The sequence below is a fragment of the Methylobacterium sp. TK26 genome (assembly GCF_055361565.1).
This window is the reverse complement of sequence record NZ_CM143965.1, coordinates 2,457,804-2,473,182: the sequence shown is the minus strand read 5'-3', so window position 1 is coordinate 2,473,182 and position 15,379 is coordinate 2,457,804. Positions and strand designations below refer to the sequence as shown.

Annotated in this window: 16 protein-coding genes and 1 pseudogene; 12 read left to right on the top strand and 5 right to left on the bottom strand. The window is 70.8% G+C overall.

Translation table 11 applies throughout. From position 1 onward, the window contains the following. The first annotated feature begins 6 nt into the window (after positions 1-6). On the top strand, positions 7-405 hold the full coding sequence (locus ACXJ1Y_RS11885; RefSeq protein WP_463846478.1) for a hypothetical protein: 399 nt from the start codon (positions 7-9) through the stop codon (positions 403-405). Further along, positions 402-872, top strand: coding sequence for a hypothetical protein (locus ACXJ1Y_RS11880; protein ID WP_463846477.1), 471 nt, complete (start codon positions 402-404; stop codon positions 870-872). Before ACXJ1Y_RS11885 ends, ACXJ1Y_RS11880 begins: the two co-directional genes overlap by 4 nt. Before the next feature lie 7 nt (positions 873-879). Here the strand turns inward: ACXJ1Y_RS11880 and ACXJ1Y_RS11875 are convergent, their stop codons facing one another. Together ACXJ1Y_RS11875 and ACXJ1Y_RS11870 are read right to left on the bottom strand one after the other, a co-directional pair. Continuing rightward, positions 880-2,151 carry an NAD(P)/FAD-dependent oxidoreductase gene (locus ACXJ1Y_RS11875; protein WP_463846476.1) on the bottom strand — a complete coding sequence of 424 codons (1,272 nt, stop codon included), beginning with the start codon at positions 2,149-2,151 and terminating at the stop codon, positions 880-882. A gap of 88 nt (positions 2,152-2,239) precedes the next feature. Next, the gene (locus ACXJ1Y_RS11870; protein WP_463846475.1) at positions 2,240-2,542 is read right to left on the bottom strand and encodes a hypothetical protein; all 303 of its coding nucleotides are present in this window, start codon (positions 2,540-2,542) and stop codon (positions 2,240-2,242) included. A gap of 200 nt (positions 2,543-2,742) precedes the next feature. Here ACXJ1Y_RS11870 and gltX point away from each other — a divergent pair, with 200 nt between their 5' ends. From gltX to tatC, 8 genes are all read left to right on the top strand, one after another. Beyond that, entirely contained in the window at positions 2,743-4,074 is a 1,332-nt protein-coding gene (gene gltX, locus ACXJ1Y_RS11865) for a glutamate--tRNA ligase (RefSeq protein WP_463846474.1), read from the top strand. Positions 4,075-4,136: 62 nt separating this feature from the next. Continuing rightward, positions 4,137-4,412: a hypothetical protein gene (locus tag ACXJ1Y_RS11860; protein ID WP_463846473.1), complete on the top strand. Its 276-nt coding sequence runs from the start codon at positions 4,137-4,139 to the stop codon at positions 4,410-4,412. A gap of 167 nt (positions 4,413-4,579) precedes the next feature. Further along, entirely contained in the window at positions 4,580-6,331 is a 1,752-nt protein-coding gene (gene argS, locus ACXJ1Y_RS11855) for an arginine--tRNA ligase (protein WP_463846472.1), read from the top strand. 51 nt (positions 6,332-6,382) lie between these two features. Beyond that, positions 6,383-7,750 (top strand): SPOR domain-containing protein, encoded by a 1,368-nt coding sequence (locus tag ACXJ1Y_RS11850; protein WP_463846471.1) that lies wholly within the window; start codon positions 6,383-6,385, stop codon positions 7,748-7,750. Between the two features lie 172 nt (positions 7,751-7,922). Further along, positions 7,923-8,930: a beta-N-acetylhexosaminidase gene (gene nagZ / locus ACXJ1Y_RS11845; protein WP_463846470.1), complete on the top strand. Its 1,008-nt coding sequence runs from the start codon at positions 7,923-7,925 to the stop codon at positions 8,928-8,930. Between the two features lie 157 nt (positions 8,931-9,087). After that, positions 9,088-9,360 carry a twin-arginine translocase TatA/TatE family subunit gene (locus ACXJ1Y_RS11840; protein ID WP_342165121.1) on the top strand — a complete coding sequence of 91 codons (273 nt, stop codon included), beginning with the start codon at positions 9,088-9,090 and terminating at the stop codon, positions 9,358-9,360. 91 nt (positions 9,361-9,451) lie between these two features. Continuing rightward, positions 9,452-10,003 (top strand): Sec-independent protein translocase protein TatB, encoded by a 552-nt coding sequence (tatB, locus tag ACXJ1Y_RS11835; protein WP_463846469.1) that lies wholly within the window; start codon positions 9,452-9,454, stop codon positions 10,001-10,003. Then, the gene (gene tatC / locus ACXJ1Y_RS11830; protein ID WP_463846468.1) at positions 10,000-10,800 is read left to right on the top strand and encodes a twin-arginine translocase subunit TatC; all 801 of its coding nucleotides are present in this window, start codon (positions 10,000-10,002) and stop codon (positions 10,798-10,800) included. The genes tatB and tatC overlap by 4 nt, the downstream gene beginning before the upstream one ends. Here tatC and tyrS read toward each other — a convergent pair. Next, positions 10,797-12,068, bottom strand: coding sequence for a tyrosine--tRNA ligase (gene tyrS / locus ACXJ1Y_RS11825; protein ID WP_463846467.1), 1,272 nt, complete (start codon positions 12,066-12,068; stop codon positions 10,797-10,799). The genes tatC and tyrS overlap by 4 nt on opposite strands. Before the next feature lie 113 nt (positions 12,069-12,181). On the opposite strand from tyrS, the pseudogene ACXJ1Y_RS11820 reads away from it, so the two are divergent. Next, positions 12,182-13,316, top strand: a pseudogene (locus ACXJ1Y_RS11820) (anhydro-N-acetylmuramic acid kinase). Beyond that, positions 13,313-13,906, top strand: a complete 594-nt coding sequence (locus tag ACXJ1Y_RS11815; RefSeq protein ID WP_463846466.1) for a DUF3578 domain-containing protein — start codon at positions 13,313-13,315, stop codon at positions 13,904-13,906. The pseudogene ACXJ1Y_RS11820 and the gene ACXJ1Y_RS11815 overlap by 4 nt, the downstream one beginning before the upstream one ends. Before the next feature lie 6 nt (positions 13,907-13,912). Here the strand turns inward: ACXJ1Y_RS11815 and ACXJ1Y_RS11810 are convergent, their stop codons facing one another. Further along, positions 13,913-14,731 carry a transglutaminase family protein gene (locus tag ACXJ1Y_RS11810; RefSeq protein ID WP_243955493.1) on the bottom strand — a complete coding sequence of 273 codons (819 nt, stop codon included), beginning with the start codon at positions 14,729-14,731 and terminating at the stop codon, positions 13,913-13,915. Between the two features lie 72 nt (positions 14,732-14,803). Then, positions 14,804-15,376 carry a response regulator gene (locus ACXJ1Y_RS11805; RefSeq protein WP_463846465.1) on the bottom strand — a complete coding sequence of 191 codons (573 nt, stop codon included), beginning with the start codon at positions 15,374-15,376 and terminating at the stop codon, positions 14,804-14,806. Positions 15,377-15,379: the final 3 nt, after the last annotated feature.

The window sequence follows — 15,379 nt, the reverse complement described above, 5'->3', positions numbered from 1 at the left end:
GCATCCATGAGATCCCTGCTGGCCGTCGCGCTGATCCTCGCCCTGGGCGCCTGCGGGGAATCGAAGCCCGGCCCCGCCGGCCCGCCCGGCCCGAAGGGGGACCAGGGCCCCGCCGGTCCGCAGGGGCCCGCCGGCCTCAACGGCGCGACCGGCGCCAGCGGCCCCGCCGGCCCCCAGGGTCCGAAGGGCGAGCAGGGGCAAGCCGGTCCCTCGCCCAACAGCCAGATCCGCCTCGACGTCGCCTGCCGCAAGGACGAGGAGCTGATCGGCGCCTATTGCCGGGGCATGTCGGTGCTGCCCTCGGTGAGCGTCACCGAGGGGGTCGCGACGGTGGCCTGCATCGATCTCGCCTCGAAGCCCGCCAAGGACGCCACGCCCGTGGCCGTGTGCATGAGGAAGCCGTGAGACGCGCCCCGATCCTCCTCGCCGCCCTGCTCGCCACGGCGCCCGCCCTCGCCGAGCCCTTCGTGCCGGGCGACCAACGGGCGGTCGATCTGGTGAAGGCCCACGTCACAGACGGCTACGTCACCGTGGGGCGGACCATCGCCCATGCGGAACGGATCAGCCGGGGCGCCTTCGCACTGACAGGCTATCAGGTGGAGCAGCGGCCGAACGAGCCGTTCAAGCATGTCCGCATCTGCTACCGCCTCGGCATCGATGTGCCGGCCTGCCCGGTGGAATATCTGGTCGGCACCAACCCGCCGCATGTCGAGCCGTCCGACCGCTATGACGGGATCGGCCGCGATCTCGAACACGGGCCGCGCGCCTTTCTGAGGGCGCTTGCCCGCGAGGCCGCATTGCAGCGCCAGCCGGAGATGCAGCGTCGGGTCCAGGCGGCCCTCGACCCATACAACCCCTACGACTGGCGCTAGCGCCTGTTCAGAGCAGGCGCGGGAAGCCGAGCAGCCGCTGGGGCGCGAAGGGGGCGATCGGCACCGCCGGCTCCCGCCCCGTGGCGAGATCGGCGACGATCTCCCCCGTGATCGGGCCGGTGGAGAGCCCGATATGCCCGTGGCCGAAGGCGAAGATCAGGCCGGTGTGGCGGGGGGCGTGGCCGATCACCGGCATCCCGTCCGGGGTCGCGGGGCGCGAGCCGAGCCATGGCTCGTTGTCGAGGGGGCCGCCGAGACGCAGGGTTTCCGCCGCCTCGCGGCTCGCCGCCTCGATCTGCGAATGGTCGGGCTTGGCGTGGCGTGCGTTCAGTTCGACGCCCGAGAGCACCCGCACCCGATCCGGCCCCATCGGGGCGATGATCGAGGCCGCCCCGGTATCGAGGACGGGGCAGGTGAGGGGCGGGCTGTCCGGGTGCAGCGCGTAATGCCGGTGGTAGCCGCGCTCGGCGGCGATTGCGAAACGATAGCCGAGGTCCTTCGTGAGGGTGCCCGAGGCGGCCCCGGCGGCGAGGACGACCTGCTTCGCCGCGAGCGTCCCGCTGTCATGCGTCACGCTCCAGCCGTCGCTCCCCGGGGTGAGGCGCGTGACGCTGCCCCGGATGCGCCGGCCGCCGCCCTGGGCGAACAGGGCCTCGCAGGCCTCGACGAGCCGGCCGGGCTCACGCACGGAGCCGGTCTCGGTGAGGAGCATCCCCCGTGCGTAGCGCCGCACGAGGGCGGGCTCGCGCTCGCGCAGGGCGTCGCCGTCCAGGATCTCGAAGGCGACGCCGTGGCGTTGGAGGATGTCGCGTTCGAGCGCCGCGCCGGCAAACGCCTCCTCGGTGCGGTAGGCCTTGATCCAGCCGGTGCGGGCGAGGCGATCCGTGGTGCCGGCCCTGGCCGCGAGCCGTTCGTGGGCGGCGTAGGCGGCGCTGGTGAGCGGCAGGAGCGCGGCGGCGGCTTGGCGCCAGCGCGATTCCCGCGCGTTCGCCAGGAAATGCGTGAGGTAGGGCAGGATGCGCGGCAGGTGTGGATAGTCGAGGCGGAGCGCCCGGTCGGCGTTGAGGAGATAGGACGGGAGCTTGCCCCACAGGGCGGGGCTCGCCATCGGCAGGATCGAACCCCGGCTCACCACGCCGGCATTGCCGTAGGAGGTGCGCGCTCGCGCCTCCCCGGGATCGCACAGGACGACGTCGAGGCCGCGCTCGCGTAGCGCCAGGGCGCAGGCGAGGCCGACCATGCCGCCGCCGATGACTGCGATTTCCGCACGCTCGATCATTCCGCCACCGCTGCCAAGCCGCCCGAACGCCGCCTTGTGGCGGATTCGGGCGGGCCCGAACAGGTGCGCTGGCGGAATGGCTCAGCTGTCAGGAGCCGCCGCCGGACGCGCCGCCGGCGCCTTGCTGCGGGACCGCGCGGCTTGGCTGCTCCGCATTGCCGCCCACAGCGGTGTCGGTGGTGATCGTGTCCGCGCCCGTGCCCGAGCGGGCGATCGTGGTGTTGGCGCCGGGGCCGCTGTTCTGGACGTCCGGCGCCACGACGACGGTGCTGTTCGGCGGGGTGGTCGGCGCCACCGCCCTGGGCGGGCCGATGTCGCGCGGGGGCGCGGGCTTGTTGCCGGCCTCCTGCGCCATGGCCCCGCCCGCCGCGAGGGAGAGAATCAGAATCAACGCTGTCCGCATCGTTCACCCCGTCAGTTGGAGGCCGCAAGAACGGCCGGGCACCCGCCCTGTCGGCGGGGTCGCGTGCCCTCGGGATGGCTCACGCTCCCGTGAACACGGGCAGTCAACGTGAAGAACCGCGTTGTGTTTCACCCTGAGCCGGCGAGATCCGGGCTGGGAGTTTCGCGGGGGTTTGCTAAGGAGCGGCCATGACTTTCGTGCGCTTCGCCCCGTCCCCGACCGGCTATCTCCACATCGGCAATGCCCGGCCGGCGCTGCTCAACGCGCTGTTCGCCCGGCGGAACGGCGGGAAGTTCCTGCTCCGCCTGGACGACACCGACCTCGCCCGGTCCACCGAGGCCTTCGCCCAGGCCGCCCGCGAGGATCTCGCATGGCTCGGCATCGTGCCGGACCTGTTCGCCCGGCAGAGCGACCGCAAGGCCGAGCACGATGCCGCCGCCGAGCGGCTGAAGGCGGCCGGACGGCTCTACCCTTGCTACGAGACCCCGGAGGAGTTGGACCGCCGCCGCAAGCGCCAGCTCGGTCGGGGCCAGCCGCCGATCTACGACCGGGCGGCCCTCAAGCTGACGGCGGAAGAGCGCGCCGTCTTCGAGGCCGAGGGACGGCGCCCGCACTGGCGCTTCCTGCTCGACGCCCGCACCGTGTCCTGGGACGACCTCGTGCGCGGGCCGGCGCATATCGACTGCGCCTCGCTCTCCGACCCGGTGCTGATCCGCGAGGACGGCACCTACCTCTACACGCTGCCCTCCGTGGTGGACGACATCGACTTCGGTATCACCCATGTGATCCGGGGCGAGGACCACGTCACCAATACCGGTGTGCAGGTGCAGATCTTCGAGGCGCTGGGCGCCCCCGTGCCGGTCTTCGGCCACCACAACCTGCTGACCACGGCGGACGGGGAAGGGCTGTCGAAGCGGCTCGGCCACCTCTCCCTGCGCGGCCTGCGCGAGGCGGGCTACGAGCCCGCCGCCGTGCGCTCCCTGGCCGTGCTCACCGGCTCGGCGGAATCGGTGCGGGCGGTGGAGGGGTTCGATGATCTCGCCGGGCTCATCGACCTGTCCGAGATCTCCCGCGCCCCGGCGAAGTTCGACGAGGGCGATCTCGACGGGCTCAACGCCCGCCTCGTCCACGCCATGCCCTACGCGGAGGCCGCCGAGCGGCTGCGCGCGATGGGCGTGCCGGATGCGCAGGCCGAAGCCTTCTGGCTCGCCGTGCGCGCGAACCTCGGCAAGGTCGCGGAGGCCGCCGAATGGTGGCGCGTGGTCGAGGGCCCCGTCGCGTCGCGCATCGAGGATGCCGCCCTGATCGCCGCCGCCCGCGAGACCCTGCCGGAGGGGCCCTTCGACGGCGAGACGTGGAAGGCCTGGACCGGCGCGGTGAAGGCCCGCACGGGGGCGAAGGGGCGGGGGCTGTTCATGCCCCTGCGCCTCGCGCTGACGGGGCTCGAACACGGGCCGGACCTCGCCGGCCTGCTGCCGCTGATCGGCCGGGAGCGGGCGCTCGAACGACTGTCGGTTTAGGGAAAGGTCGCTTTAACCATCCGGGCGCGAAATTCGGCCGTCCGGAAGGGAGCGATTCACGCATGACCGAACTGACGCACGAGAACGCGCACGCCGTCGACCGGCTGACCCTGAACCTGTTGCAGGATGCCTATTTCGATGTGGTCGCCGTCCTGCGCGGCGCCCAGCCGAAGGCCGCCGCCGCGATCCTGGCGGTGATGGAGCAGCGCGTGGCCAACACCCTCACCCGCATCGAACGGGACGAGGACGCATCGGGCGTCGTGACCGCCGTGAGCGCGCGGCTCGATGCCATCATGAAGCAGGCGCACGGCCCGGTGGCCACGGCGCAAGCCGCCTGAGCAGAGCTGCGGCGGGCAGGAGGGCGGCCGGTCGGTGACAGGACCGCCCACCCTTGCTATGCGGCTGACGCGTCCGGTACCCCACCGACCGATCCCCCATCGCGGTCTCCGCGAATCGGCCGTGACGCGGCGGGGACGGGCCGGACCGAAGCTCTGAGACCATCCGAATGAACATCTTCGCCCAGTTCGAGGCGCGTGTGCGCGAGGCCCTCGAGGCGCTGACCCGGAACGGGACGCTGCCCGAGGGGCTCGATTTCGGCCGCGTGGTCGTCGAGCCGCCGCGCGATCCGTCCCACGGCGACCTCGCCACCAACGCCGCCCTGGTGCTGGCTAAAGAAGCGAAGACCAACCCGAAGGTGCTGGGCGAGGCGCTGGCGCAGGAGCTGCGCGCCGATCCCCGGGTGGCCGAGGTGTCCCTGGCCGGGCCGGGCTTCATCAACATGCGCCTGCAGCCGGGCGTGTTCCACGAGGTGGTCCGCGCCGTTCTCGCCGATCCCGCCGGCTTCGGCCGGGTGCGCCTGCCGGGCGGACCGGTGAATGTCGAGTACGTCTCCGCGAACCCGACGGGGCCGATGCATGTCGGCCACGGGCGCGGCGCGGTGTTCGGCGATGCCCTGGCGAGCCTGCTCGTCGCCGCAGGACGGGACGTGACGCGCGAATACTACATCAACGACGCGGGCGCGCAGGTCGATGTGCTGGCCCGCTCGGCCTTTCAGCGCTACCGCGAGGCTTTGGGCGAGCCCTTCACCATCGGTGAGGGGCTGTATCCGGGCGATTACCTGAAGCCGGTGGGCGAGGCCCTGGCGCGGAGCCACGGCCGTGCGCTCCTCGACAGGCCGGAGGCCGAGTGGCTGCCGGCGGTGCGCGACGTCTCCGTGTCGATGATGATGGACATGATCCGGCAGGATCTCGCGGCCATCGGCATCAAGCACGACGTGTTCTTCTCCGAGCGGCAGCTCCACGAGAGCGGCGCCGTGGGCGCCCTGCTGAACGATCTGCGCCAGCGCGGCCTCGTCTACGAGGGCCGGCTTCCCCCGCCCAAGGGCCAGTTGCCCGAGGATTGGGAGGACCGCGAGCAGACCCTGTTCCGCACGAAGGATTTCGGCGACGACACCGATCGGCCGCTGCTGAAATCGGACGGCAGCTTCACCTACTTCGCCGCCGACATCGCCTATCACCGCGAGAAGGTGCTGCGCGGCGCCGAAGAGATCATCGACGTGCTCGGCGCCGACCATGGCGGCTACGTGAAGCGCATGCAGGCGGCGGTGAAGGCGGTGAGCGACGGCAAGGCCGTCCTCGACGTGAAGCTGTGCCAGCTCGTACGGCTTCTGCGCGCGGGCGAGCCCGTGAAGATGAGCAAGCGGGCCGGCGAGTTCGTGACGCTGCGCGACGTGATCGACGAGGTCGGCCGCGACGCGATCCGCTTCATGATGCTGTTCCGCAAGAACGACGCGACCCTCGACTTCGACCTCGCCAAAGTGGTCGAGCAATCGAAGGACAACCCCGTCTTCTACGTGCAGTACGCCCATGCCCGCGTCCGCTCGGTGCAGCGGCAGGCGCGCGAGGCGTTTCCGGGCGCCGACCTCGCGCCCGCTTCGCTGCTCGCGGAGGCCGACCTGTCGCCGCTCAGCGATTCGGGCGAGGCCGAGATGATGCGACTGATCGCCCAGTACCCACGGGTCATCGAATCGGCTGCGATGGCTCACGAGCCCCACAGAATCGCGTTTCATTTGTATGAGATGGCAGCTTCGCTGCACGGTTTCTGGAACAAGGGCAAAGACTTGCCGCAATTACGGTTTGTTAATGCAACGGATCGAAAGTCCACATGGGCGAGGTTGGCGCTCGTCGAGGCCGTTCGATCGGTGTTGGCCGACGGTCTCAGCCTCCTCGGAGTGAGCGCGCCGGACGAGATGCGCTAGCCCAAATCGTACCGGTGAGGCACCGGTCCGCCACTGGTTGAGGAAGCTGCCATGACGAACGCGTCGCGCGCTCAGATCGATCTGGAAGCACTCGCGCGCGATCTGCGTCACGAAGAGGGTGCGGCGCGGGCGGCGGCGAAGGCCGACCCGTTGGCCGAACTCGCGAAGATCGTCGGGCAGGACGACCCGTTCCGCGCGCTGCTGGCCGCCCGCAACGGCACCCGCCCCGCGCCGGAGGAGGAGCCGGCCCCGGAGGCCGCGTGGCCCCTGCGCACGGACACCCGCTTCGCGCCGGAGGAAGCGCCCCGCGCGACCCCGGCCGACGCCTTCGACCAGTATCTCGCCTCCGTCGAGCGCGACATGCAGGCCTATCCGGCCGCCGACCATTCGGCCGAGAGCGGGCCTGAGCCCGAGCTTGACGATTCCTACGACGACACCCGCTCCCTGCGCCGGGCCGCCCCGCGCCGCCGCTTCGCCTCCGTGGGCGCCGGCCTTGCCGTGGTCGCCATCGCGGTGACGGGCGCACTGACCTACAAGGGCATGCACGGCAAGGGTGACGGCAGCGTGCCGGTGATCCAGGCCGACACGACCCCCCTCAAGGTCGCCCCGAAGGTGGCCGACGGCGTCGAGATCCCCGATCAGAACCGCCAGATCTACGATCGCAACGCGACCTCGAAGGACAGCAGCGGCCAGATCAAGGTCGTGAACCGCGAGGAGCAGCCCCTCGACGTGTCGGAGGCCGCCCGCGCCGCCGGGGGCACCTCCGCCGCGCAGGGCACCACGCCGGGCAACGGCCCGTTCGAGGCGTTCGGCGAGCCGCGCCGGGTGCGCACCGTCTCGGTGAAGCCGGAAGCCCCGCCCGCGCCCCCGGCGCAGGCCGAGGCGGCGCCCGCGGCGGTCCCGGTGCCGACCATGGTTCTGCCTGGCAACGACACGGCCTCCGCGCCGCCCGCGCCCGTCGCCGCCAAGCCGGTGAAGCCGGTCGTCGTCCGCTCGGCCGACGCGACCCCCGCCGCCGCGCCGACCACTCCCGAGCAGCCCGTCGCCGCCGCGCCGAAGCCGGTCGCCGCGCCGAAGAAGGCGCCCCAGCGCGTGGCCTCGGTCTCGCCGGACCAGATGCCGGCCGCGAGCCCCGAGACGACGCAGGCCACCTCGGCGGTCGACACGACCACGCCGGTCAGCGGCTTCTCCGTGCAGCTCGGCGTCCGCAGCTCGGCCGGCGATGCCCATGCCGCCTTCCGGCAGTTGCAGTCGAAGTACAGCCAGCTCGCCGGCAAGCCCGAGCTGATCCGTCAGGCCGAAGTGAACGGGAAGACCATCTTCCGCGTCCGCGTCGGGCCGCTGTCGAAGGACGAGGCGTCGAGCCTCTGCTCCTCGCTGCAGGGCGGCGGCGGCCAGTGCTTCGTGGCGAAGAACTGACCACGGCCGACTGATCCGGCCGACCGGACCGAGTCCCCCCGGCCACACCGATCCGCGCACGCACGGAACCGGCCCTCGCGGCCGGGTTCCCGCCTTGCGCGGCGGCGGGGGCGGCCCGATTCTCCACAGCTCGATTCGCTCCCCCGGCCCCTTTGCCCCGGAACGCCGCACGATGACCTCCCGCGCCCTGATTCTCGGCTGCGCCGGCAAGACGCTCCTCCCCGAGGAGGCGTCCTTCTTCCGGGATGCGCAGCCCTGGGGCTTCATCCTGTTCAAGCGCAACATCGGCACCCCCGACGAGGTGCGTGCCCTCACGGGCGCCTTGCGCGACTGCGTCGGCCGGGCCGAGGCGCCGATCCTCATCGACCAGGAGGGCGGCCGGGTGCAGCGCATGGGCCCGCCGCACTGGCCGAAATACCCGGCCGGCGGCAGCTACGGCCGCCTGAACGGCTCGGCCGAGACCATCGCCCGCCTCGGCGCCCGGCTCATCGCCCACGACCTCGCGGAGGTCGGCATCAACGTCGATTGCGCGCCGGTCCTCGACGTGCCCTCGCCGGGCTCGCACGACATCATCGGCGACCGCGCCTATGGCGACAGTCCCGAGGCGGTGGCCGCCATCGGCCGGGCCGTCGCGGAGGGGCTGATGGCGGGCGGCGTGCTGCCCGTGGTGAAGCACATGCCCGGCCACGGCCGCGCCGCCTGCGACAGCCACAAGGGCCTGCCGGTGGTGGACGCTGCCCTGGCCGACCTGCGCGGCCGGGACTTCGCGCCGTTCCGCCTGCTGGCCGACCTGCCCATGGCCATGAGCGCGCATGTGGTGTTCACGGCGATCGACCCGGATCGCCCCGCGACACAATCGCCCGTCGTGATCCGCGACATCGTTCGCGGCGAGATCGGCTTCGACGGTCTGCTGATGACCGACGACCTGTCGATGCACGCCCTGACCGGACCGTTCCGCGCCCGCGCCGAAGCCGCCTTCGCGGCGGGGATCGACATCGCCCTGCACTGCAACGGGGAAATGGACGAGATGCGGGCCGTCTGCGAGGGCACGCCGCTGCTGTCGGGCGATGCCGCCCGCCGGGCGGAGGCCGCCCTGGCCCGGCTCGGGAGCCTCGGCGACGGGCTCGACCTGCCGGAGGCGCGGGCGCGTTTCGCGGCGGCTTTCGCCGAGGCCGCCTGACGCGCAGCCCACGACCCTCCACTGGCGTGACCCCTCCACCCGCTGCTTGCGCTTGTGTTCCGGGGGCGCGCTCCCTAGGTTCGCGGGAAATTCCTGAAGTAGGCGAGGTGCTCCGGTCGCGTGGCCTCAAGGTCAACGCGGAGCGCAGGAGGTCGTCATGGGTAGCATGAGCATCTGGCACTGGGTCATCGTCGCGGTCATCGTGATGCTGCTCTTCGGACGCGGCAAGGTGTCCGATCTGATGGGTGACGTCGCCAAGGGCATCAAGGCCTTCAAGAAGGGCATGGCCGAGGACGAGACGCCGCCGCCGGCCCAGCCGGTCGCGCCGCCGCAGCAGCCGGTGCGCACCATTCCCCACACCGCCGAGACCAGCCCCGGCACCGCCGTTCCGGCGAGCCACCTGCCGGGCGGCGAGAGCAAGACGATCTGAGGATCAACCGGGAGCCGTTGGGGCGCGCGTGCCCCCTCGCAGAGAGGCGTGAGGGGAGCGAGACCCCCACGGCCGCAGGACCGTCGACGACATGCTGGACATGAGTTGGGGCGAGGTGATGCTGATCGGCGGCGTCGCCCTCATCGTCATCGGACCGAAGGACCTGCCGAAGGCGCTCCGCACCGTCGGTCAGGTCACGACCAAGCTGCGCCGCATGGCCGGCGAGTTCCAGATGCAGTTCAACGAGGCGATCCGCGAGGCGGAACTCGATGAGGTGCGCAAGGAGGTCGACGGCATCCGCGACACGGTGCGCGGCGGATCGATGTTCAATCCGGTCCAGACGATCCGCGACGAGTTGCGCGGCGCCGTCGAGGGCCGGCCCACGAAGCCGGAGGCTTCGGCCACGCTTCCCGCGCCCGAGACAGAGACCGAGACCTTCGGCCCGCCGAAGCCCGATCCGGTGATCGAACCGCCGCCGCCCCCGCCCGCCCCGAAGCCGCGCAGCCTCGCCGACGCGACTGCGAGGCTGAAGGCCGAGCGGCAGGCCACGCAGGGCGACACCCCGCCCGTGCCCGGCTCCGTGGACGATCCCTACGGGACGCCCGAGCCGGTATCCCACCGCAACGAGACGGCCGCACAATGATGACCGAGGCCGACGAGGCCGATATCGAGGCGTCGCGGGCGCCGCTGCTCGAACACCTGATCGAATTGCGCTCGCGGCTGATCAAGTCGCTGATCGCGTTCGTGCTGATGTTCTTCGCGTGCTTCTTCTTCTCGCGCGATATCTACAACATCCTCGTCTACCCCTACGTCTCCATCGTGGGGGCGCAGAACGCCGAGCTGATCGCCACGCACTTCCTTGAGCAGGTGTTCACGAACATCAAGCTCAGCGTGTTCGGCGCCGCCTTCCTGGCCTTCCCGGTGATCGCGACGCAGATCTATGCCTTCGTGGCGCCGGGGCTCTACCGCAACGAGCGCAAGGCTTTCCTGCCCTACCTAATCGCCACCCCGATCTTCTTCATCCTCGGCGCGCTGGTCGTGTTCTTCCTGGCGATGCCGCTGCTCATCAAGTTTTCGGTGTCTCTGCAGCAGGTCGGCGTCGCGGGCGAGCCGACGATCAAGCTGCTACCGAAGGTCGATGAGTACCTGTCGCTCATCATGACGCTGATCTTCGCGTTCGGCCTCGCGTTTCAGTTGCCGGTGATCCTGACCCTGCTCGGGCAGGTCGGCATCATCGACACCAAGTTCCTGCGCGAGAAGCGCCGCTACGCCATCGTGCTGGTCTTCGTCGCGGCGGCGATCCTGACGCCGCCGGACGTGATCTCGCAGCTCTCCCTCGCGATCCCGATGCTGATCCTCTACGAGGCGTCGGTCTTCTCGGTGGCGCGGGTCGAGGCGCGGCGCAAGGCGCAGCGGATCGCGGACGGGTTGGAGCCCTAAGGCTCCACCCGCAGCAGGACGTGCTTCTTCTTGCCGAAGGACAGCTTGATGACCCCGTCCGCCGTCAGGTCGGACGGGCGTAGCACCGCCTTGTCGTCGCTGACCTGAACGTCGTTCACCCGCAGCCCGCCGCCCTTGATCTGGCGGCGCGCCTCGCTGGTCGAGGGCACGAGCTTGGCGTGCTCCGGCCCGAAGGCGGTGAGCACGCCGAGGCCGGCTTCCAGCACCGCACCCGGCACGGTGATGGTCGGCAGGTCGGCGGCAAGCGAGCCTTCCACGAAGGTCTTGCGCGCCGTCTCGGCGGCGGCGTCGCCGGCCTCGCGGCCGTGCATCAGCGCCGTCGCCTCGGTGGCGAGCACCTTCTTCGCCTCGTTGATCTCGGCGCCGCCCAGCGCCGCCAGCCGCGCCACCTCGTCCATCGGCAGGAGGGTGAACAGCTTGAGGAAGCGCGCGACGTCGGCGTCCTCGGTGTTCCGCCAGAACTGCCAATAATCGTAGGGCGAGAGCATCTCCGGGTTCAGCCACACCGCGCCGGCGGCGGTCTTGCCCATCTTGGCGCCGGAGGAGGTGGTGAGCAGCGGGCAGGTCAGGGCGTAGAGCTGCGGGGTGCCCATGCGGCGCCCGAGATCGATGCCGTTGACGATGTTGCCCCACTGGTCCGATCCGCCCATCTGCAGGATCGTCCCGTAGCGGCGGTTCAGCTCCACGAAGTCGTAGGATTGGAGAATCATGTAGTTGAACTCCAGGAACGACAATTCCTGGTCGCGCTCCAGGCGCATGCGCACGCTGTCCATGGAGAGCATGCGGTTCACCGAGAAGTGGCGGCCGATATCGCGCAGCATCTCGATGTAGTTGAGCTTGGTCAGCCACTCGGCGTTGTCGACCATCATCGCGTCGTTGCCGGCCTCGCCGAAGCGCAGGAACCGGACGAAGGTCTTGCGGATCTCGGCCTTGTTGGCGTCGATCTGCTCGATGGTGAGGATCTTGCGCGATTCATCGCGGCCCGAGGGGTCGCCGACGCGCGTGGTGCCGCCGCCCATCAGGGCGATGGGCTTGCCGCCGGTCGCCTGCAGCCAGTGCAGCATCATGATCGAGAGCAGGTGGCCGACATGGAGCGAGGCGGCCGTGCAATCGTAGCCGACATAGCTCGTCAGGCGCCCTTCCTGGGCGGCGGCGTCGATCCCGGCCATGTCGGAGGCCTGGTGGATATAGCCGCGCTCGGTCAGGATCCGCAGGAAGTCGGATTTGGGCGTGAAGTCGGCGCTCATCGGGTTCACGAAGTTCGGGGCGGGCGACAGGGTGCGGCCCGCGTGCTAGCTCCCCGTCATGGGGAACGGCTGGGCTCTTAACAGCCCAGTCCGGGAAAGGCACGGGGGAAGGTATGGCGATGTCGCGCGCGATCGGCCTGATGAGCGGCACCTCGCTCGACGGTGTCGATGTGGCGCTCATCGAGACGGACGGTGAGACCGTCCGCGTGGTGAAGGGCCACAACAACTTCCTCGAACCGCTCGGCCCCACCGGCTATCGCGGCTATTCGGACGAGGAGAAGGCGCTCCTGCGCGCCGCCACCAAGGACGCCGAGGCCATCGTCCAGCCGGGCGACCGGCCGGGCCGGCTGCCCGAAGCCGAGAGCTTCGTCACCGAGGCCCATGCCGAGGCGGTGGAGCGCTTCCTCGCCGAGAACGGTTCTGACGCCCTCCGACATCGACGTGATCGGCTTCCACGGCCAGACGGTGATCCACCGGCCGGATCAGCGCATCTCCGTGCAGGTCGGCGACGGGCAGGCGCTGGCGAGCCAGCTCGGCATCCCGGTCGTCTCGGACCTGCGCCGGGCGGATGTGGAGGCGGGAGGGCAGGGGGCGCCCCTGGTGCCGGTGTTCCACAAGGCCCTGGCCGAGGCGTCGGGCTTCACCGGGCCGGTGGGCATCCTCAACATCGGGGGCGTGGCCAACGCGACGCTGATCGATTCGAAGGGCGGCGTCATCGCCTTCGACACCGGGCCGGGCAACGCCCTCATCGATGAGTGGATGCAGGAGCGCGAGGGCAAGAACCTCGACGACGGCGGCCGCACCGCCGCGCGGGGGCGCCCGGACGAGCCGCTGCTGGCGTGGCTCCTCACGCACCCGTTCTTCTTCCGCAAGCCGCCGAAGTCGCTCGACCGGAACTGGTTCTCGCACAAGCTGGCGGGCCAGCTCTCCACCGAGGACGGCGCGGCGACGCTCACCGCCTTCACCGCCCGCGCGGTGGCCCGCGCCCTCGACCACGCTCCCGAAATCCCGACCCGCTGGATCGTGGCCGGCGGTGGGGCGCGCAACGGCGAATTGGTGCGCCTGCTGAACTACCATTTGCGCTCGGAGATCACGACGGCGGACGCCATCGGCTGGTCCTCGGCCTATCTCGAAGCGCAGGCCTTCGCCTTCCTGGCGGTGCGCTCGCAGAAGGGCCTGCCCATCACCTTCCCGGCGACGACGGGCGTCCGCGAGCCGATCAGCGGCGGCAGCCTCGCCCTACCGTGAGCCTCGGCTACGCCCTCCGACGCATCGTCGAGGAATATCCCCTCGCCAAGCTCGAACCGCCCGCCGGGCATGTCCTCGCGACGGTGATCCGCAAGGGCGCCCCCGACGAGTTGCGCAAGGCGCTGGAGCCGGTGGAGGGCACCTTCCTCGTGAAGGGCAGTCCGGGGCGCGGCACCCATTGGGCGGCGGTACCGTGGCTCGCGGTGTTCGACCCCTCGGTGACGACGAGCGCCACGCGGGGCTACTATCTCGTCTACCTCTTCCCCGCAGACCGGGAGCGGGTGCATCTCTCCCTGGCACAGGGCACCGTCGCGGCCCTGCGGGAGCACGGCCCGCGGGCCCTGGACCATTTGCGCGCGAGCGGCAACCGGCTGCGCGAGCGGCTGACGGATTTCGCGGAGCGATTGCCGGTCGCGAGCGTCAGCCTCGGTACGGCCGGCGAATTGCCCGAGGGCTACGAGGTCGCGCACATCCTCGGCCTGTCCTACGGGCTGGACGACCTCGGCGACGAGGCACGGCTGCGGGCCGATCTCGCGCTCGGGATCGAGGCCTACCGGGCGCTCAAGGTGCGCGGCGGGCTCGCGTTCTGACTTGCCTCAGCCGACCTCGTCCGTGTGGACGTCGAACCGGGCGAGGTTGGCGAAGCCGAAATTAGTGGAGATCGCGACGTCGGTGGCGTCGCGGCCCCGCGCCATCACGATGCGGCCGATGCGCGGCCGGTTGTGCCGGGCGTCGAACGTGTACCAGCGCGGCCCGTCCGGCCCTTCGAGGAACACCTCGAACCACGCGGAGAAATCCATCGGCGCCGGGTCCTTCGGCACGCCGATGTCGCCGAGATAGCCGGTGGCGTAGCGCGCCGGGAAGTTCATGCAGCGGCAGAAGGTGATGGCGAGGTGGGCGAAGTCCCGGCACACGCCCTCCCGCTGCTGGAAGCCGTCATGGGCGGTGCGGGTCGCGTCGGCACGCTGGTAGTCGAAGCGGATATGGTTGTGGACATAGTCCACGATGGCCTGCACCCGGCCCCAGCCTTCCGGCGCCGTGCCGAAGAGCGACCACGCCGTCTGGGAGAGCTTGTCGGTGTCGCAATAGCGCGAGCCCAGAAGGTAGACGAGCACTTCGTCGGGCAGGTCCTGCACCGGGATCTGCCGGGCCTCGGGCACGATCGGATCGGGGAGGCCGCTGTCCTGCACCTCGAAATCGGCCGAGACGGTCAGCCGGCCCGGCGGGGCGAGGATCCTGTGGCAGAGGTTGCCGAAATCGTCGCGATACTCCCGCGTCTGCACCGGGGGATCGAAGGTGAGCACGTGCGGGGTCAGCACGTCGGGCATCCGGTTCGGATGCACGCTCACCATCAGGATCATGGGAGTCGGTTGCAGCGTCTCGAACGCGATATCGAAGCCGGTCCTGATCCGCATCGTCCCCACCTTGTGTTTGCAATCCCAAGGCGAGACTCGTGCCAAGGCTCCGGTCGGCCGTGCGATTAATCCTCAGCTGATGGGAGGTGCCGGCTCACGGGCGGCGCGCTCGGCCTCGACCAGCACGTCCATCGGTCGCCAGGGCTTGGCGATGAACACGGCGTCCGGCGGCAGGTCCGGGCGGCGGATGACGTGGCCGGAGGTGACGACGAGCCGTGCACGCGGCCACAACGTGGCGACGGCGCGGGCGAGCTGCATCCCGTCCATTTCTCCGGCGAGGCGGACATCGGCGAAGACGAGGGCCACTTCCCCGCCGCGCTGGCGCAGGACCGCGAGGGCTTCCTCGGCGCTGGGGCAGCCGATGACCTCGAGTTCGGTCTCTTCGAGCAGGGTCTCGGCGAGTTGGCGGATCGCGGGCTCGTCCTCCACCACGATGGCGAGGTGGACGGGCTTCGCTTCGCCGACGGGGCGGTCGTGTCCGCTGCGCTCGGGGGCGGGGGCCGGCTGCGCCTGCTTCACCCGCTTCACGAGGGCGGCGAGATGCGCCGGCACGCCCTCGGTGATGAGGTCGTCGTAGAAAGAGGCCAGCGTCTGCCCGATCTGGTCGAGCGGAACGCCCGGCGTCAGCGTGTCCGTGTAGGGCACGGG